The sequence below is a fragment of the Thermus neutrinimicus genome (genome assembly GCF_022760955.1).
GTDB classification, from domain to species: domain Bacteria; phylum Deinococcota; class Deinococci; order Deinococcales; family Thermaceae; genus Thermus; species Thermus neutrinimicus.
In genome coordinates, this window is sequence record NZ_JAKTNU010000016.1 from 1 (window position 1) to 17247 (window position 17247).

Sequence of the window (17247 nt, forward strand, 5' to 3'; positions counted from 1 at the left end):
GTTGGCCTTGCGGGCGTTAGGGGGAGTAGAGGTGGTTTTTTAGTGGGAGGGCACTTATCACCTCCCTCAGCTCCGTCAGGTCCTTGGCCGCTTTGGGGCCCCTGCACCCCAAAGGAACCGCCAAAAACAGGTCCCTGTTCTCCCACTTGGTCACGGGCAAAGCCCGTACCTTGCCCCGCGAGAAAAACGACTCCATCACCGGGTTCCCCCGCTGCCCATCCCCCAGCAAAAGCTGCCCCACCCATTCGTGGCTCAAGAAAGCTCCCCCCTGGTCGTGGTGCACAATGGCCCGCGGCAGGCCTCCCCTCCTCTCCTGGATGTAGGCCTTGGCCCGCTCCCACACCTCCAGGGCCGCCCGGTCCACCGCCGCCGTAGGGGAGGGATATACCCCCCAGGCCAGAACCACCCTCGTGGCGTGGGCAAGGTAGCCTGCGCCTGACCCAGGATGGGCAAGAACCTGACCCTACCCCCCCGGTAGGGAAGGAGGGTGAAGTCGGTGTACGTCACGCGAAGCGTAGGTTCTAGAGTTCAAAGGGCTCTTGCGTTCGCTCCCGGAGAAGGAAGGCCCTCAGGTCAGCCCGGTCCCCGGCCAGAAGGACAACCCCAAGATAGCCCTGACGGGCTGACCCAGTTCCCGGATCCTCCCCCATCTGTTTGCCCTCCGGGCAAAGCATCTCGTACTCCTTCTCCTGGGTGTCGTCGGAGAAGAGAGATGCCCCCTTGCTCAACAGCTCAGCAAGGTACGGGCTTCGCCCGTGACCGCGGTATTTGTAAACGGTGTTGGGGTGGAGGCCATGTCAGCCGCCAGGCTATCTTGGGCCCCGAGCAATCTCCGCCAGCCGTTAGGCTATCTTGTCGGCACTCTTCTCGCCCTTAAGAACCTCCAGGGCTATCTGGAACTTCACCTGGGGTGGCAGGGATTTGGTTTTTTTCACCGTTCCCTCCTCGTGCCTTATGCTAACAGAAAAGGGCCGTATAGTCTAGAGGTCGCGTGTCCCTGCTCCAACTCGGCGATGGCCTCGAAATCGGTTTCGTACATGGCCTCCCGCGCCCGTAGGCGGTAGCGGTAGACCTCACCCCCTAAGGGGCTTTCCCTCACATGGTCCAATGTCCTAGAAAACAAGGGCCACACGGGGAAAGCCCCCTTAAGGGCGTACTCGTCAAAATCCAGAAGGGATCCACGGAACTCCGTGGCCAGCTTTACCGGGTCCCCGGGGCGTAGCCATTTGGCCGCGTCCCCGGTCATGCGAAGCCTCAACCCCCCCTCGAGGAAAACCTCCCCGAACCAGCGCCAGTAAACCCTCCGCCCCAGGACCCTCATGGGCGCTAATAGGCTTTGGCAAAGAACACCCGCTTGCCGTAGGCGCTCTTCCGCCCACAGCGCACGCACACCCCTTCCTCTGCCTCCGCCTCAAAGGGCACGCAACGGGTGGTGGCGGCGGTTTCCTCCTGGATGGCCTTCTCGCAGGCCCGGTCCCCACAGTGGAAGGCCAGGGCAAAGCCCCTTTGCACCGCCTCCTTGAACTCCTCGTAGGTATCCACCTTGCGGGTGTGGGCCTCCCGGAAATCCAAAGCCCGTTGGTAAAGGGCCTGGTGGAAGGCATCCAGCTTCTCGGGTAGCACGGCGGGGAGGCCCTCCAAAGGGAGGCGTTCCTTTCCCCCCAGGCGGCTGGCCAACACCGCCTCTCCCGCCTCGAGGTCCTTGGGCCCAAGCTCGATGCGGAAGGGGACCCCCTTAAGCTCCCACTCGTGGAACTTGTACCCGGGGGTGTACTGGTCCCGGTCGTCCAGGTGCGCGCGAAGCCCCGCCTGAAGAAGGCGCCCCTTCAGGTCAAAGGCCGCCTCCAGCACCCTCTCCCGGCTTTCCTCCCGGTAGATGGGCACGATCACCACCTGGATGGGAGCCAGGCGGGGGGGCAGGATGAGCCCCTGGTCATCCCCGTGGGTCATGATGATGGCCCCGATGAAGCGCCAGGAAAGCCCCCAGCTGGTGGTGTGCACGTACTTCACCTGGAGGTCTTTATCCTGGAACTTGATGTCAAAGGCCCGGGCAAAGTTCTCCCCCAGGTAGTGGCTGGTACCCGACTGCAGGGCCTTGCCGTCCCGCATCAGGGCCTCGATGGTGGTGGTGTAGACGGCCCCGGCAAACTTCTCCTTTTCCGTCTTCATGCCCTCCACCACGGGAATGGCCGCATACTCCCGGGCCAGCTTAGCGTAGAGGGAAAGCATCCTGCGCACCTCTTCCTCGGCTTCCTCCCGGGTGGCGTGGGCGGTGTGCCCCTCCTGCCACAAAAACTCGCTGGTGCGTAGGAAGGGCCGGGTACGAAGCTCCCAGCGCACCACGTTGCCCCACTGGTTGAGAAGCTGGGGCAGATCCCTATAGCTTTTGATCCACTTGGACCACATGTACCCGATCACGGTTTCCGAGGTGGGGCGCACCGCCAAAGGCTCCTCCAGCTCCTCACCCCCGGCATGGGTGACCACGGCCAGCTCGGGAGAAAACCCCTCCACGTGCTCCGCCTCCTTTTGCAGGAAACTCATGGGGATGAAGAGGGGGAAGTAGGCGTTTTGGTGGCCGGTCTCCTTGAACATGCGGTCCAAAACCCCCTGGATGTTCTCCCACAGGGCGTAGCCGTAGGGGCGCACCACGATGGTGCCCCGGACCGGTCCGTAATCGGCAAGCTCCGCCTTCTGGATGACCTCGAGGTACCATTCGCTGAAATCTTGGCTTTGCGGGGTTAGGCCCTTCTCCTTCGCCATACCCGCCCATCTTACTTGCCAAAGGCAACCTGGAGGAATAGACTACGGGAGCATCAGTAGGAGGTGCGTATGCGTAGGGTTGGGTATGCGCTTTTAGCCAGTTTGGCCCTAGGACTATTCGCCTGCCAGCAGCAAGCTCCAAGCGGGACCACCAGCCTTTCCGTGCAAGGCGCCTCGCCCCAGGAGCGCTACCTGGTGGTCTTCCGGTCAGAAACCCTTCCCCCTAACGCCCAGGCCTTGGCCCAAGCCGCCGGGGCCCGGGTGCTTAAGACCCTGGAGCCCATCGGTGCCCTCACGGTGGTGGCCGACCGGGCAGCCGTAAGCCGGCTGGCCAGGAACCCCCAGGTGCTGGCAGTGGGCCCCGAGCGGTACTACTCCCTGCCCAAGACGGAACGCATCCTTTTCCAAGAGGAAACCTATGGGGCCCCCACGGCCGCCGACAACCTCTACAAGTACCAGTGGGACATCAGGCGGATCGGCGCTCCTGTGGTGTGGCAGAGGGTGCCCCTCGAGGTCCAGGCCCGGGCCACGGTGGCGGTGCTGGATACCGGGGTTATGGACAACCACCCCGACCTAGTGGGCCAGATCGTGGACTTCGTGGCCACCAACTACTGCTACGAAACCGCGGGCCCCAACAACACCCCCAGCTACCCCAAGTACACCCTCTGGATTGACTTTGACCACTTTGACCCCAACAACCTTTGTACCCCAGCCCCCTCGGTCCTCTACGAAGCCCACGGCACCCATGTGTCCGGAACCGTGGCTGCCGCCTTCGGCGGCGGCCGGGTGGTGGGGGTGGCCCCGGGGCTGAGGATCGCCGCCTACAAGGTGTTTGACCGCATTCACTTCACCGAGGGCGACGAGGAGTACGACGACGTGGGTGCCTTTGACGGCCCCATCTTTGCGGCCATCATCGACGCCGCCCAGAAGGGCTACGACGTCATCAACATGAGCCTGGGCGGTACCCTGGACACCCGCAACAAGGACGATGTGGCTGCCATGGTGGCCTGGGACCGGGTGATGAAGTACGCCAACCGCATGGGCACGGTGATCGTGGCCTCAGCGGGGAATAGCGCTCAAAACGCCAACGGCTACATCGTCCACATCCCCTCCGACCTGCCCACGGTGATCTCCGTTTCCGCCACGGGCACCGCCACTCCCCTTTGGCAGTACCCTTACCCCACCAACGAAACCCTAAATGCCGTGCCCGGCCAGGACATACTGGCCTTCTACTCCAATTACGGGGCCGCCGTGGACCTTTCCGCGCCTGGGGGTGACTGCGGTCTGGACGAGAATGGCCGAAGCTGGTGCTTCTGGCCCAGCAACCAGCGCCCCCCCGGGTGGCGCTACCACCTGATCCTTTCCTCCGTCATCGTCAATGAAAACCTTCCCGGCTACGCCTGGTATGCCGGTACCTCCATGGCCAGCCCCCATGTGGCCGCGGTGGCCGGTTTGGTGAAGGCCCTCCACAAGGACTGGACCCCTGGCCAGGTGCGGGCCCACCTGAAGGCCACCGCCGAGGACATAGGGAGCCGGCAACTCTTTGGCCACGGGTTGGTGGACGCCGACCGGGCAACCCAATAGCCCTGCAAAGACCCCTGGCCCCCGGGCAAGCCAGGGGTCTTTTGCCCATAAAATGGCGGCATGGACCTCTTCCCCTTGCTCAAAGAGCTACAGCAAAAAAGCGAGGCCAAAATCCTCCTGGTGGTCCTGGACGGAGTGGGGGGGCTCCCCCTGGAACCTGGGGGGGCCACGGAGCTGGAGGCCGCCAAGACCCCGAACCTAGACCGCTTGGCGGAGGAAAGCGCCCTAGGCCTTCTCACCCCCGTTTATCCCGGCCTTACCCCGGGCTCCGGCCCCGGGCATCTGGCCCTTTTCGGCTACGATCCCTTCCGCTACCAGGTGGGCCGGGGAGCCTTAAGCGCCCTGGGCCTCGGGGTGGATTTCCGGGATGGGGATGTGGCCCTGAGGGGGAACTTCGCCACCTTTGGGCCAGGGGGCAGGGTCCTGGACCGCCGGGCGGGCCGTCCCAGCACCCAGGAGAACCAGCGGGCGGTGGCCCGCCTGCAGGAGGCCATCCCCCGCATTGAGGACGTGGAGGTCTACTTCCACACGGAAAGCGAACACCGCTTTCTGGTGGTCCTCCGGGGGGAGGGATTGGGGGATGGGGTCACGGACACCGACCCCCAGAAGGTAGGGCTTCCTCCCTTAAGGGCCGAGGCCTTGGACGAGGCCTCCAGGAAAACCGCCCGGATCGTAAACCTCCTTTCGGAGCGCATCCAGGAGGTGCTCAAGGGGGAACCCAAGATCAACGGAGCCCTTTTTCGTGGGGCCTCGAGGCGGCCCTCCTTCCCCAGCATGGCGGAGGTCTACGGGGTAAGGGCCGCGGCCATCGCCAGCTACCCCATGTACAAGGGGCTGGCCAGCCTGGTGGGCATGGTGGTCCTGCCCGTGGAGGGGGAAGGGGACGCCCACGAGGGAAAGCTTAAGGCCCTGAGGGAAAACTGGGAGCAGTACGACTTCTTCTACCTCCACTTCAAGAAGACCGACGCCAAGGGCGAGGACGGGGACTTCTGGGGTAAGGTGGCGGAGATCGAGCGCTTTGACGCCCTTCTTCCGGAAATCCTTGCCCTAAAGCCCGACGTCCTGGCCCTCACCGGGGACCACTCCACCCCCGCCCTCCTCAAGGCCCACTCCTGGCACCCCGTGCCCCTCCTCCTCAAGGCCCCTCACCTGCGCCAGGACGCCGCCCGACGCTTTACCGAGTCCGAGGCCCAAAAGGGAAGCCTAGGGCAGCTGAGGGGAGTGGAGCTCATGCCCCTCCTCCTCGCCCATGCGGGAAGGCTTCTCAAGTACGGGGCCTAGGCCCCGGTAAACTGGGAGAACATGACCCGCCACCGCATCCGCTAGGCGGAGTTTGAAGCCCTCCTGAGGGAGGCGCCGGAAGGGGTGCGGCTTGAACTCCTAGACGGGGAGGCTCACGAGATGGCCCCCATCGGCAGCGGACATGGGGGGCGGGTATCCTACCTGGCCAAGGCCTGGGAAAGGCTCTACGGGGACCGGGCCATCGTCTCGGTGCAGAACCCCATCCTCCTCAACCCCTACCCGGTTCCCCAACCGGACATCGCCCTCCCAAAGCCCCGCGAGGACTTCTGCGTCCAGTCCTTCCCCGAGCCCGAGGGCAGGAGGTGGCGTATACCACCAGGGACTCGGAGGGAAGGAGGTTGGCCCTTTACGCCCAAGGGGGCATACCGGAAAGCTGGCTGGTGGACGGGGAAACCAGCCCCCTGGAGGTCTACCGGGAGCCTTGGAGAGGAGGTAACCCCAGAGGGCCTGGGAGGCCCCGCCTTCCTTTGGCGCCCGCCTAGGCCTTAGAGGTAGCCCGCCCGCCGAAGCTCCTCCGCCACCGCCTCGAGGACCTGCTCGTAGGCCCGGTCCAGGTCAACGCCCTTCAAGGTAGCCCCAGCCGCGGGCACATGCCCCCCACCCCCGAGCCTCACGGCGATGTTCTGGGCGGAAACCCCACCCCGGGAACGGATGGACACCTTAACCCCCTCCTCCCGTTTGCGCAGGAAGACGGAGACCACACTCCCCTCCACGTAACGGATGAGGCCCACGAAGTCGTCGGAGTCCTCCTCGTCCCGCTTGGCATCCTCGGGAAGGTGGGCGGTGACGAGAAGCCCCCCGAAGTGGAAGGCCACGGTGGAAAGCACCTGCCCCATGAGGCGGAAGTAGGAGGGGGGGCGGAACTGAAGCCTATCCGTAAGCTCGGCCAGCTTCACCCCGTACCCCACCAACTCCGCCGCCACCCGCAGGACCTCGGGGGTGGTGTTGGCGAAGCGGAAGTTACCGGTGTCGGTGAGGATCCCGGTGAGCACGGGGGTGGCAATCTCCGCCGTCCACTCCACCCCCAGGAGATCTATGAGGTCCTTCACCATCTGGGCGGTGGCCGCCTTAGAGGGATCCACCACCGCAATGTGGCCAAAGCGGGGATTGGTCCCGTGATGGTCGATGTTGATCACAAACCCCTCCACCGGCGCCCCCACCACCCGGCTGGGCTCGGCGCTATCCAGGGCCACCAGGGTGGCCCCCACGGGAAGCTTTTCCACGGGGTCCGAGTACTCCTCCTCCTTGGGCAAAAAGCGCAGGAACCTAGGGGGCTCGGCCACCCAGTGGGCCTCCTTCCCCAGGGCCTTTAAGGCCCGGTATAGTCCCAAGGAGCTGCCGATGGCGTCCCCATCGGGGTCCACATGGGTGGCGATGTAGATGGGGCCTTCCACCGCCTTTAAGACCTCGGCCACTAGGCGCATCTTTTCCCAGTACTTGGGGTCGGGAGCGTTCCCGTCCATAGCCCCTAAGCTATCATGCGATAGGATTTTCCGCCCTTACCCCCCATACGTCCCCGGGCGCAGGACGTTGGTGCCCATAAACTCAAGGGGCTCTCCCATGCACCTCCTCCCGGGAGGGTATAGGCGCACCCGCTCTGGGGGAAGCTAAAGGGTTAGGTTTCGGTGCATAATCCCCAGGAACCCAATGGGCATTCGGGTGTCCCCTTTCATGCATGGTCCAAAGATCAACCCCGGGCCTACACCCAGGGTGGCCTTAGAGGTTCCACCCCCCGGCCACCTCCAGGACCTGCCCGGTCACGTAGGGCTCCCGCACGAAGAAGAGCACCGCCCGGGCGATCTCCTCAAGCAGGGCCAGGCGGGCCATGGGGATCTCCTGAAGGGGTTTGGACACGGAGTTTTCCGCCACCCCCGGGGCCACCACGTTGGCGGTGATCCCCGCCTGGGCGAAGCGCTTGGCGATGGCCTTGGTGTAGAGAATCACCCCGGTTTTGGCGATGGCGTAGGGGGTGATGTGGGGCCGGGCCAAGAGGTTCTGGGCCCCGGCGTAGCCCAGGTTCACAATGCGCCCATACCCCTGGGCCACCATGAGGGGAAGGAGCTTTTGGGTGAGGAGGAAGGTGCTGGTGAGGTTGGAGTCCAGGATCCACCGCCACTCCTCCAGGGAAACCTCCTCTATGGGCTTGTAGAGGTAGTCCCCCACGTTGTTCACCAGGACACCAACCCCCCCCAGGTGGTAGCGCACTTCCTCCACCAGGGCTAAGACCTCCTCCTCCCGGGTGAGGTCAGCCCGCACCTTGATGGCCTTGACCCCCAGGGCCTCCGCCTCGAGGCGGGTAGCCTCCGCCAGGCCCTCCGAGGTGCGGTAGTGCACCGCCACGTGAAAGCCCTCCTTGGCCAGGGCCAGGAGGATGGCCCGGCCAATGCCCTTGGCGCTCCCGGTGACCAAAGCAACCCTCATCCCTTCCCCCTTGCCGCCAGGTAGGTTTCCAGCAAAACCCGGGTGAAGCTATTTAGCGGAAGGGCAAAGCCCTCTTCTGGCTTTAACCAGGCCCACTCCAGGATCTCCTCGCCCGGCCGTACCTCCCCTTCTCCTAGGGCAAAGTAGTTGAAGAGGAGCATGTGGGTGGGCTGGTAAAACTCCGGGCTATAGATGGCCTCCTGCACCAGGGCGAAGCGCACCTCCCTAAGGCCGAGCCCCACCTCTTCCCAGAACTCCCGCCTTAAGGCCTCCTCGAGGCTCTCCCCCCACTCCACCTTACCCCCGGGTACCCCCCATAACCCCCGCCACTTCTCCGTGCGCACCAGAAGCACCCTGCCCCCTTGCTCCACCAAGGCCCCTACCGTGGGGATGGGATGGCGCGGAGAACCCTCCATAGATACCAAAGGACAAGATACAGGCCCTGAAGGAGCACGAAGGTGAGGTAGGCCTCAGGCTTTTGGTAAAGCAGAAAGACCCCCAGGAAGAAAAGCTGGCTAGTGAGGCCCAGGTTCACCACCCCCGCCAAGGCCCATTCGTCCCAAAAGCGCTCAGGCACAAGGCGAAACCGGCCAAGCAAAAAGCCCTCCAAGGCCCTGATACCCCAATCCTGGGGGAGGAAGAAAAGGCGGTACACCCCCCGCAGGAAGGCGAGAAGGGACGTGGGAGGATCCCCCTCCCCAGCGGGTAGGGGAAGACCCCGGGCTTCCCGGTACAGCCTTTCCAGATTGAAGTCGTAGGACTGGACCAGGGTGAAAACCCCAAAGGCTACAAAGGCCAGTTCCCAGGCCCCGGTACGCGCCCCCAAGGCCAGGAAGAGGAAGAGGTTCCCCAGAAGGTCCAGCTCCGTGTCCAGGTAACGCCCAAGCTCCGTAACCTCCCCCCTCAGGCGCGCCAGCTGGCCATCGGCGTTATCCAAAATGGTTTTTAGCTGGAGGAGAAGGGCTGCGGGTAGATCCTGGCCCAGATGGATCAACCGGGCGGCGAGGAGGACCAGGATGGTGTGGAGGAAAACCAGGTGGTGAGGCCTAAGGCGGGTACGGAACAGGAGGAGGACCACCAGGTGGGCCAAGGGGCGGAAGAGGAGGACGTTGAGAAACTCCTGTACCGGCCTTTCCTTGGCTCCGGGAACCATGGTCAGTCCTGGATGTGGGAGAGCACCCGGGCCACCACCTCCTCGAGGGTCATCCCGCTGGTATCGATCACCACGGCCTCGGGAGCCGGGGCGCTTTGGGCCCGGTCCAGCTCGTCCCGCCGGATGAGCTCCCTCAGCACCTCCCCGTAATCCTGAGGCCGCTCCAGGGTGCGCCGCCTGGCCCGCACCTCCGGGGTGGCCGTGAGGTAGAACTTGTGGGGCGCCTGGGGAAAGACCGCCGTCCCCATATCCCGCCCCTCGGCCACGAAGGGCGGGGGCACCTCCCTAAGCCTTTCGTTCACCCAGGCCCGCACCCCAGGGTGGCGGGCCACCTGGGAAACCGCACGGTCCACCTCGGGGGTGTGCAGGTTTGGGGTCAGGTCCTCCAGAGCGCCTGCCCTCTCAGCCACCACCCGGTTGCCCTGGGCCTCGGGGAGCAAACGCACCCGGAAAGTTTCTAAAAGCGCCAGAATGCCCGCCTCATCCCCTGGGTCCACCCCCACCCTCTGGGCCAGGTAGGCGGCGGCGCGGTAGAGGAGGCCGCTACTCAGGTAGGGCACACCCAAGGCCTCCGCCACCTTTTGGGCCACGGAGCTCTTTCCCGAGGCGGAGGGCCCGTCAATGGTCACGATGCCCCGCATAGCCGCTTCAGGTCCTGGAAAAACCCGGGGTAGGAGATCTCCGCCCAATGGGGCTCCCAAACCCTAACCCCCACGGGCAAGGCTGCCACGGCGAAGGCCATGGCGATGCGGTGGTCGTGGAAGGGCTCCACCTCCCCCGGCCTCACCCCACCCCCTTGAATCCTCAGCCAGTCCGGTCCCTCCTCCACCCCAACCCCCAGGGCCCTGAGATTATGGGCAATGGCGGCGATGCGGTCGGACTCCTTCACCCTGAGCTCGGAAAGGCCTGGAATATGGGTCTCCCCTTCTGCCCAGGAAGCAGCGGCGGCCAGGATGGGCACCTCGTCCACCATGAGGGGGATCAGCCCCGGATCCACGGAGACCCCCTTTAGGGGGCTATACCGGGCCCGTATCCAGCCCACGGGCTCCCCCGCCTCCCCCTCCAGCACCTGCCACTCCAGGTCCGCCCCCATCTCCCGGAGCACCTGGAGAAGGCCCGTGCGGGTGGGGTTTAAGCCCACGCCCTCCACGGTGACCTCGGAACCCGGGGTGAGGAGGGCGGCCACCAGGAAAAAGGCGGCGGAGGAGAAATCCCCAGGCACGGTGAGGTCCTTGGCAGGAAAGGGCTCGGCCCTTTGGGTGCGGATGCGCGGGCCCTCCCTTTCCAAGGGAAGCCCGAAGTGGCGGAAGAGCCTTTCCGTATGGTCCCGGGTGGGAAGGGGCTCCACCACCTCCGTGACCCCCTCGGCGAAAAGCCCTGCCAGGAGGAGGGCGCTTTTCACCTGGGCGCTGGGAACGGGAAGGGTGTAGGAAATCCCCTTTAAGCCCTTGCCCCGCACCGCCAAGGGGGCCTTTCTCCCCCCTTCCCTTCCCTCTATGGAAGCCCCCATGGCCCTTAAGGGCTCGGCCACCCGGCCCATGGGACGGCGGCGCAAGGAAGCATCTCCCGTCAGGACCGCAAAAAGGCCCTCCTGCCCCGCAAGGATCCCCAGGATCAGGCGCATCAGGGTCCCGGCGTTGCCGCAGTCCAGCACATCCTCCGGCTCCTTCAAGCGTAGCCCCTGTCCCCGCACCCGGAGGTGGGGGCCCTCCTCGAGGATCTCCGCCCCCAAGGCCCTCAGGACCCGGGCGGTGGACAGGGTGTCCCCAGCCTTCAGGGGATGGAAAAGCCTGCCCTCCCCCTGGCTCAGGGCCAGGAGCATGAGCCCCCGGTGGGTGACGGACTTATCCCCGGGAACCCGCACGCTTCCCCGCAAGGGACCACAGGGGCCTAGGTCCAGGTGAGGCCGGTCCATGCCCCCCAGTCTCGGGGGAACGGGGGGCTTTGGTCAAGGGCGATCCCCGATTACAATGGAATCCAAGCATGGCCCTGGCGTGGCAAAGCCCGGTGTATCTGGAACGGAAAAGGCTCCTGGAACTGCTACCCGAAGAACCTGGCTTTGCCGTTTACCTCGAGGCCCCCGCCGGCTACGGAAAAAGCGTCCTGGCCGGGCAGCTGGCCGCCCAACTGGGCCTTCGCACCCTCTGGGCCAGCACCCTTCTGGGCGAACCCCGGGTCCTCCTGGCCAAGGCCCTGGTCTTGCCCCAGGAGGTGCCCTGGGGAGGGGTGGTGGAGGCCCTTCGGGCTGAACCCACCCTGGTCATCCTGGAGGACCTGGCGGGGACGGAGGATCTCTCCCCCCTCCTCCGCACCCTCCCCTGCCTCCTGGTCCTGGCCAGCCGAAAACCCCTCCCCTATCCCGAGCTCCCCAAGCTCTTGGCGGAGGGAAGGCTCGTGCACCTGAAGGCGGTGGACCTGGCCTTTACCCTGGAGGAAGCCAGGCTCCTCTTCGCTGGCAAGGAGGGCTATGAGGAAGCCCACCGGGCCACAGGGGGATGGCCCCTTCCCCTTTTCCTTTCCGCCCTCACGGGAAGCCCCCCCGAGCCCACGGCCCTCATCCAGGGATTGGAGGAGAGCCTGTCTCCAGAGGAGTTCCAAGAAGGTCTCCTGCTGGCGGCCCTGCCCCACCTACCCTTTGCCCTTGCCCGCCCGGAAACGGAAAGCCTCTTCCAAAAAGGGCTTCTAAAGCGCCTGCCTGAGGGCTACAGCCTTCACCCCCTCCTCAAGGAGATGGCCAAAAGAAGCCTCCTCGAGGAGGTGCGGCAGGCGGTACGCCAGGCAGGGAAGAGGCTTCCCCCTGCCCTTTTGGCCGAGGCCTACTGGGAGGTGGGCCTGGAGGAAGCGCTTCTGGACCTCCTGGAACAGCCCATTACCCTCCCCATCCCCGCGGAAAGGCTCCTGGAGTGGGAAGACCTCCTCCGTCAAGGAGGCCCCAGAGCCCACTTGCGCCTGGGGGAGGCCCTGGCCCAGTGCGGAAGGAGGGAGGGCCTATCCCTTTTGGAGGAGCTCGCGGCCTCGAGGGCCAAGGAGGACCCGGCCCTGGCCCTCATTGCTTTAGGACACCTGGCCTACTATTTCTCCGAAACCCTTTTGGGGAAGGACCTTTCCCGGGCCCGCGTCTACCTGGAAGAGGGCCTAGGCTTGCTCCCCCAGGTAAGCCCGGAGCTGGCCGGGCGCTTCCTCAACGACGCGGCCCGGGTACCCTTTGCGGAGGGCAGGCCGGAGGAAGCCGCCCATCTCCTGGAGGAGGCCTTGCGCTACCTGCCCCCGGAAAGCCCCTACCGCATCGCCCCTCTTTCCAACCTGTCACTCCTGCGCTTTGAACTACAGGGAAGCATCCGCGAAAGGATCCAGGCCCTGGAGGAAGCCTTAAGGCTCATGGAGGGACACCTGCCCCAGAACATCCCGGGCCACCTCAGGGACCTGGGCTGGCTTTACCTCCTCCTGGGGGAAAGGGAAAAGGCCCGCGCCCACCTGGAAAGGGCGGCCCGAACCCCCGGCCATCCCCTGGCCTCCCTGGAGGCCAGGATGCTCCTCGCCCACCTGGAAGGGGATGCCGAGGCCCTTACCCGCCACGTGGCCCAGGCGGAGCTGTGGGAAACACCCTACCTGGTGGAAAGGGGACGGGCCCTTCTGGCGGAGCTAAAGAGGGATCCAGGGCTCCTCGAGGGGCTTTCCGGCTTTTTCCCAAGCCTCACCCGGGCCCTCCTGCTCAGGGATCCGAGCCTCCTTCCCCCCTATCCCGAAAGCCGGGAGGAAAGGCTCCTCTGGTACTCCGCCCGCTACCGCCTCCTGGGAGAAGAGGGGGATTTGGAAGCCCTCCTCGCCCTCACCGACGCCAAGGAAGGCATCCTCCCCGGCCTCCTTCCCCTGGAAAGCCTTCCCCGCAAGCGGCCCGAGCTTTCCCGGGCCTATCCCCTTTTGCAGGTCCTGCGCCTGGGCTGGAAGGAAGCCATCGCCTCGAGGCTCCCCGAGGTACCTCCCTTGAAGGTCCAGGTTATGGGAGGCTTCCGGGTGCAAAACCCCTTGGGGCCTGTGGAGCTAAGGGGGAAGGCCAAGGAGGTCTTCGCCCTCTTGCTCCTCGGCCTTCCCCGGGAGGAGGTGGCCTTTGCCCTTTGGCCGGACCTTTCCGAGGAAGCCGCCTTGAACAACCTTTACGTGTGGCTTGCCCGCCTGCGCAAACTCCTGGAACCCTGGGGGGTCCCCACCTACCTGGGGGAGGAGGGATTGATGCGGGTGGAAGCGGACCTCTTCGCCCTGGAGGAAGCCTTGGAACGGGGTGAGGCCGAAAGGGTCTTGGAGCTTTACCGGGAACCCCTCTTCCCGGGCCTGGACCACCCCCATCTGGACCACAAGCGGGAGGAGGTCTTCCATCGGGTGCGAGCCCTTTTCCTCAGGAAGGGGGAGCCCCGCTTCCTGGAGCGACTCTTGGAGCTGGACCCCCTGGACGAGGAAGCCCTCATCCCCCTGGTGGAATCCTGTCTATCCCGGGGGCAACGGGTCCGGGCCCGAAGGTTTTTGGAGCATTACCGGAAGAAGCTTTGGGAAGAGCTTGGGGAAAAACCCTCCCCTAAGGTGGAAGCCCTTCTTAGGACCCTTTAGGGCTCGCCCCGAGGAAAAACCCTTCCCCTTCCACCCGGATCCCTTCTCCCGGTTCCAAAAGGAAGGTGGCCGGGGGCACCAAGGGGATGCCCTCCACCCGGGCCTCTCCTTCCAGGAGGGTGAGGAGAAGGGGAGCCTGGGGCTTTAGGTGAAGAACTCCCCACAAGGGATAGCGATAAAGGTGGAAATAGGGTGTCCTGAGGAGGCGCTCTCCCCCTTCCACCGGCTCGGGCTGGACCGGAGGTAACGGGGTGGGCTCCAGAATGGCCACCTCGAGGGCCTTTTCCAGGTGAAGCTCCCGGGGGCGGCCGTAATCGTAAAGCCGGTAGGTGAGGTCCGAGGGCGTCTGCACCTCATAAACCTGGACCCCGGGGCCCAAGGCATGAACCACCCCGGCGGGCAGGTAGAGCACCTGGCCCGGGACCACGGGAACCCGGTTTAGGATTCGGTCCAGGTTCCCCCTGGTCACCGCATCCCTGACCTCTTGGAGGCTCACCCGCCGGGAGAAACCGTAGACCACCTCCCCTGGGGCGAGCACGTACCAGGCCTCATATTTGCCCGGCCTCCCTTCCTTCTCTAGGGCGTAGGCATGGGGCGGATGGACCTGCACGGAAAGCCATTCCGCTGGGTCCAGGATCTTCAGGAGAAGGGGCTCCTCCGCCAGCCACACCTCTCCCACCCCTGGGCCGAAGCCCAGGGCATCTCCCCCCCAGGGACGCTGCACCGGCCTGGGACTAAAAGGCCGCACCAGGGTTAGCATAAGGGGTATGCGCGACCTGGACCGCGAGGAAACCTATCTTTCGGACCGACGAGGCCTGGCCCTGGAGCTTCGCGACCTGGTGGGTTCGGGGCCCGTGCCCACCCGGTCCTACCCCGCGCCCTACGCCGCCTTGGGCTATGGGGAGGGCCACTTCGCCGCCGGGCTCTCCGGCCTCCCCGACTGGACGGAGGAGGGGACCCTGTTCGTGCTGGAAGGCGGGTACGACCTGGGAGAGGCCGCGGCCCTTTCCCTTCTGGCGGAGACGGAACGGGTGCAGGTGGTCAGGCTGGGCCTCCGCCCCGGAGGGGAGGTCTACCTGTACCCTAGCCCCCTGAACCCTTACCGCTACCTGCGCTTCCTCCTCCTGGCCACGGGGCAGGAGGAAGCCCTCATGGAGGTGGATAGGGCCCTACTGGAGGAGCGAAAACGCCTCACCCCGGAGATCCCCCTCGAGGAGAACCCCGCCAAGTTCCTGGCCTACACCCTGGTGGAGCGAATCCCCCTCCTCTACGCCCCTTTTTACCGCCCCCTAGAGGAGGCCGGGCAGAGCCTCTTTGCCCGCATCGGGAAAAGCCTGGCCCTCACCCCACCCCATAGCGCCCTGGAGTTTTTCCTCACGGGCCTCGAGGCGCGCCACGAACAAGGAGACCCCTTGGCCGCCCTTCTTTTGGGGGAAGGGGAGGCGGTACGCCTGGCCAAGGAGATCCTGGAAACCCGGGTGGACGCCATCGCCGAGGTGCCTGCCCCCTCAGGTGGCCGCCTGGCCCAGGCCCTGGCCCTCTGGTACCGGCTGGCCTGGACCGCCTACTACCTGGCCCTCCTCTACGGGGTGGACCCCTCCGACCCCGAGGTGCTGGAGCGCCTGCGGGAAGCCACCTAAACGCCCATGACGCCCTTCCCTAAGCCGGAGGACCTCCAGGCGGCCATGGCCCTGCAAAGGAGCCTGGCGGAAAGGGTGCTCCTGGAGGGAAGCCTTCAAGGCGTCCAGCGGATCGCCGCCCTAGACGCTTCCCACAAAAGGGGGAAGCCCCTGGTGGCGGTGGCGGTGCTTTACCACCTGGAGAAGGGCCCTATGGCCGTGGGGTTGGGGGTGGTGCCCGAGGAAGCCCTTTTCCCCTACATTCCCGGCTTCCTCTCCTTCCGGGAGGCCCCTGCCTATCTCCAGGCCATACATGCCCTGGGCGATCCCCCCGAGGCCCTTTTGGTGGATGGCCAGGGCATCGCCCACCCCCGGGGCCTGGGCATCGCCAGCCACCTGGGGGTGCACCTGGACCTCCCCAGCATCGGGGTGGCCAAGAGCCTGCTCCACGGCCGCCTCGAGGCTCCCTTGCCCCAGGAGGCGGGCAGCGCGGTAAGGCTTCTCTCCCCGGAAGGCCGCCCCCTGGGCTACGCCTACCGCAGCCGCCAGGGAGTCAAGCCCCTTTTCATCTCCCCGGGCCACCGGGTGGGCCTGGAGGAGGCCTTGGCCTTCGTGAAGGGACTTCCCACCCGTTTCCGCCTGCCGGAACCCCTGCGCCTGGCCCACCTCGAGGCGGGCAAGGCCCTCCGCAGGCTGGACCCGTAAACTGGAGCCCGTGGAGGCCCAGCGACCAAACCCCGTCTACCGGGCCGCTTGGTACCTGGCCCGGTCTCTCCTGCACCTTCTTTTCGGCTACCGGGTGGAGGGAGCGGAAAACGTCCCCCGGGAGGGTTCCGTGATCCTGGCAGCCAACCACCTTTCCATCCTGGATCCCATCGCCGTGGGGGCCGGGGTGAGACGCCCGGTGAGCTTTCTGGCCCGGGCCGAGGTCTTCCGCCTGCCCTTCCTCTCCTGGCTCCTACCCCGGCTTTACGCCATCCCCGTGGAGCGGGGCCAAAGCGACCTCTCCGCCATCAAGGGGGCCATCCGCGCCCTGGAGCGGGGCATGGCCTTCGGCATCTTCCCGGAAGGAACCCGAAGCCGCACGGGCAAACTCCAGCCCTTCAAGACCGGAGTGGCGGCCATCGCCCTACGCACCGGCAGTCCCGTGGTACCGGTGGCCGTGGTGGGCACTGACCAGGCCTGGCCCGTGGGCCGAAAGCTATTCCGTTTGCGCAGACCCATCCGGGTGATCTACGGGAAACCCATACTGGTTCCAAGGCTTTCCCGGTTTACCCACCAGGAGCTGGAAAGCTTGACCCGGGAGATAGAGGCCCGGGTAAGGGAACTTCTGCCACCCCGGTACCGCTAGAGCCAATACTTCCGTTATCATACATTACTATACACAGGTATACAAATAGGTCGGAGTATTGCGTGGTTGTATTCAAGCGTGCTATAGTCCTTGCGGAAGGGAAAAGAGGAGGGAGGTGAAGAATGGCAGCAAAGAAAACGGTCACCAAAGCGGATCTGGTGGATCAGGTGGCTGCCGCCACGGGCCTCAAGAAGAAGGACGTGAAGGCGGCGGTGGACGCGTTCCTCTCCAAGGTGGAAGAAGCCCTCGCGGGGGGGAACAAGGTCCAGCTCACCGGCTTCGGCACCTTTGAGGTGCGCAAGCGCAAGGCCCGCACTGGCGTGAAGCCCGGCACCAAGGAGAAGATCAAGATCCCCGCCACCCAGTATCCCGCCTTCAAGCCGGGCAAGGCCCTCAAGGAACAGGTCAAGAAGTAAGCTATTCCCTTCCCCCGGGGGGCTAAAGCCCCCCGGGTT

General features: G+C 65.3%; 17 protein-coding genes and 2 pseudogenes. 8 read left to right on the forward strand and 11 right to left on the reverse strand.

Annotated elements, in window-relative coordinates:
• Nucleotides 1–16 precede the first annotated feature (16 nt).
• The 4 genes and pseudogenes from L0C59_RS09100 to proS all read right to left on the reverse strand — a co-directional run bounded on the left by L0C59_RS09100 (nt 17) and on the right by proS (nt 2760).
• A complete protein-coding gene (locus tag L0C59_RS09100) occupies nt 17–406 on the reverse strand; it encodes a hypothetical protein (RefSeq protein ID WP_243091046.1) in 390 nt (129 codons plus the stop codon).
• Between the two features lie 115 nt (nt 407–521).
• Entirely contained in the window at nt 522–728 is a 207-nt protein-coding gene (locus L0C59_RS09105) for a hypothetical protein (protein WP_243091047.1), read from the reverse strand.
• Nucleotides 729–982: 254 nt separating this feature from the next.
• Nucleotides 983–1321, reverse strand: a pseudogene (locus L0C59_RS09110) (ABC transporter ATP-binding protein); the annotation flags it as partial.
• Between the two features lie 5 nt (nt 1322–1326).
• Nucleotides 1327–2760 (reverse strand): proline--tRNA ligase, encoded by a 1434-nt coding sequence (gene proS, locus L0C59_RS09115; RefSeq protein ID WP_243091049.1) that lies wholly within the window; start codon nt 2758–2760, stop codon nt 1327–1329.
• A 69-nt stretch (nt 2761–2829) separates the two neighbouring features.
• Between proS and L0C59_RS09120 the strand changes: the two genes are divergently transcribed.
• The 3 genes and pseudogenes from L0C59_RS09120 to L0C59_RS11210 form a co-directional block, all read left to right on the forward strand.
• The gene (locus tag L0C59_RS09120; RefSeq protein WP_243091050.1) at nt 2830–4344 is read left to right on the forward strand and encodes a S8 family peptidase; all 1515 of its coding nucleotides are present in this window, start codon (nt 2830–2832) and stop codon (nt 4342–4344) included.
• A gap of 60 nt (nt 4345–4404) precedes the next feature.
• Nucleotides 4405–5625, forward strand: a complete 1221-nt coding sequence (locus tag L0C59_RS09125) for a 2,3-bisphosphoglycerate-independent phosphoglycerate mutase (protein WP_243091051.1) — start codon at nt 4405–4407, stop codon at nt 5623–5625.
• Nucleotides 5626–5685: 60 nt separating this feature from the next.
• A pseudogene (locus L0C59_RS11210) lies at nt 5686–6135 on the forward strand (Uma2 family endonuclease); the annotation flags it as partial.
• Here L0C59_RS11210 and L0C59_RS09135 read toward each other — a convergent pair.
• The 6 genes from L0C59_RS09135 to aroA all read right to left on the reverse strand — a co-directional run bounded on the left by L0C59_RS09135 (nt 6132) and on the right by aroA (nt 11135).
• The gene (locus tag L0C59_RS09135) at nt 6132–7109 is read right to left on the reverse strand and encodes a DHH family phosphoesterase (protein ID WP_243091052.1); all 978 of its coding nucleotides are present in this window, start codon (nt 7107–7109) and stop codon (nt 6132–6134) included. The pseudogene L0C59_RS11210 and the gene L0C59_RS09135 overlap by 4 nt on opposite strands.
• 253 nt (nt 7110–7362) lie before the next feature.
• Nucleotides 7363–8067: a bifunctional dihydropteridine reductase/dihydrofolate reductase TmpR gene (gene tmpR, locus L0C59_RS09140; RefSeq protein ID WP_243091053.1), complete on the reverse strand. Its 705-nt coding sequence runs from the start codon at nt 8065–8067 to the stop codon at nt 7363–7365.
• Nucleotides 8064–8483, reverse strand: coding sequence for an NUDIX domain-containing protein (locus L0C59_RS09145; protein WP_243091054.1), 420 nt, complete (start codon nt 8481–8483; stop codon nt 8064–8066). The genes tmpR and L0C59_RS09145 overlap by 4 nt, the downstream gene beginning before the upstream one ends.
• Complete coding sequence (locus L0C59_RS09150) at nt 8447–9220, reverse strand: CDP-alcohol phosphatidyltransferase family protein (RefSeq protein ID WP_243091055.1); 774 nt, start codon at nt 9218–9220, stop codon at nt 8447–8449. Before L0C59_RS09150 ends, L0C59_RS09145 begins: the two co-directional genes overlap by 37 nt.
• 2 nt (nt 9221–9222) lie before the next feature.
• Complete coding sequence (gene cmk / locus L0C59_RS09155) at nt 9223–9861, reverse strand: (d)CMP kinase (RefSeq protein ID WP_243091056.1); 639 nt, start codon at nt 9859–9861, stop codon at nt 9223–9225.
• Complete coding sequence (aroA, locus tag L0C59_RS09160) at nt 9846–11135, reverse strand: 3-phosphoshikimate 1-carboxyvinyltransferase (protein ID WP_243091057.1); 1290 nt, start codon at nt 11133–11135, stop codon at nt 9846–9848. The genes cmk and aroA overlap by 16 nt, the downstream gene beginning before the upstream one ends.
• A 68-nt stretch (nt 11136–11203) precedes the next feature.
• Here aroA and L0C59_RS09165 point away from each other — a divergent pair, with 68 nt between their 5' ends.
• Nucleotides 11204–13822, forward strand: coding sequence for an AfsR/SARP family transcriptional regulator (locus L0C59_RS09165; RefSeq protein ID WP_243091058.1), 2619 nt, complete (start codon nt 11204–11206; stop codon nt 13820–13822).
• On the opposite strand, the gene L0C59_RS09170 is transcribed toward L0C59_RS09165, so the two are convergent.
• Nucleotides 13809–14582, reverse strand: a complete 774-nt coding sequence (locus L0C59_RS09170; protein WP_279232642.1) for a class I mannose-6-phosphate isomerase — start codon at nt 14580–14582, stop codon at nt 13809–13811. The genes L0C59_RS09165 and L0C59_RS09170 overlap by 14 nt on opposite strands.
• 7 nt (nt 14583–14589) lie before the next feature.
• Here L0C59_RS09170 and L0C59_RS09175 point away from each other — a divergent pair, with 7 nt between their 5' ends.
• The 4 genes from L0C59_RS09175 (at nt 14590) to L0C59_RS09190 (ending at nt 17208) form a co-directional block, all read left to right on the forward strand.
• A complete protein-coding gene (locus L0C59_RS09175; RefSeq protein WP_243091060.1) occupies nt 14590–15462 on the forward strand; it encodes an SIS domain-containing protein in 873 nt (290 codons plus the stop codon).
• Nucleotides 15463–15468: 6 nt separating this feature from the next.
• Nucleotides 15469–16146, forward strand: a complete 678-nt coding sequence (locus L0C59_RS09180) for an endonuclease V (RefSeq protein ID WP_243091061.1) — start codon at nt 15469–15471, stop codon at nt 16144–16146.
• A gap of 10 nt (nt 16147–16156) precedes the next feature.
• Entirely contained in the window at nt 16157–16792 is a 636-nt protein-coding gene (locus L0C59_RS09185) for a lysophospholipid acyltransferase family protein (RefSeq protein ID WP_243091062.1), read from the forward strand.
• A gap of 122 nt (nt 16793–16914) precedes the next feature.
• On the forward strand, nt 16915–17208 hold the full coding sequence (locus tag L0C59_RS09190) for an HU family DNA-binding protein (RefSeq protein WP_243091063.1): 294 nt from the start codon (nt 16915–16917) through the stop codon (nt 17206–17208).
• The last annotated feature ends 39 nt before the right edge of the window (nt 17209–17247 follow it).

Coding starts and splice junctions, on each gene's coding strand:
- L0C59_RS09165 (WP_243091058.1), top strand. CDS start 11,204: ATGGCCCTGGCGTGGCAAAGCCCGGTGTATCTGGAACGGAAAAGGCTC.
- L0C59_RS09180 (WP_243091061.1), top strand. CDS start 15,469: ATGACGCCCTTCCCTAAGCCGGAGGACCTCCAGGCGGCCATGGCCCTG.
- aroA (WP_243091057.1), bottom strand. CDS start 11,135: ATGGACCGGCCTCACCTGGACCTAGGCCCCTGTGGTCCCTTGCGGGGA.
- proS (WP_243091049.1), bottom strand. CDS start 2,760: ATGGCGAAGGAGAAGGGCCTAACCCCGCAAAGCCAAGATTTCAGCGAA.
- L0C59_RS09150 (WP_243091055.1), bottom strand. CDS start 9,220: ATGGTTCCCGGAGCCAAGGAAAGGCCGGTACAGGAGTTTCTCAACGTC.
- L0C59_RS09190 (WP_243091063.1), top strand. CDS start 16,915: ATGGCAGCAAAGAAAACGGTCACCAAAGCGGATCTGGTGGATCAGGTG.
- tmpR (WP_243091053.1), bottom strand. CDS start 8,067: ATGAGGGTTGCTTTGGTCACCGGGAGCGCCAAGGGCATTGGCCGGGCC.
- L0C59_RS09175 (WP_243091060.1), top strand. CDS start 14,590: ATGCGCGACCTGGACCGCGAGGAAACCTATCTTTCGGACCGACGAGGC.
- L0C59_RS09145 (WP_243091054.1), bottom strand. CDS start 8,483: ATGGAGGGTTCTCCGCGCCATCCCATCCCCACGGTAGGGGCCTTGGTG.
- L0C59_RS09120 (WP_243091050.1), top strand. CDS start 2,830: ATGCGTAGGGTTGGGTATGCGCTTTTAGCCAGTTTGGCCCTAGGACTA.
- L0C59_RS09135 (WP_243091052.1), bottom strand. CDS start 7,109: ATGGACGGGAACGCTCCCGACCCCAAGTACTGGGAAAAGATGCGCCTA.
- cmk (WP_243091056.1), bottom strand. CDS start 9,861: ATGCGGGGCATCGTGACCATTGACGGGCCCTCCGCCTCGGGAAAGAGC.
- L0C59_RS09170 (WP_279232642.1), bottom strand. CDS start 14,582: ATGCTAACCCTGGTGCGGCCTTTTAGTCCCAGGCCGGTGCAGCGTCCC.
- L0C59_RS09125 (WP_243091051.1), top strand. CDS start 4,405: ATGGACCTCTTCCCCTTGCTCAAAGAGCTACAGCAAAAAAGCGAGGCC.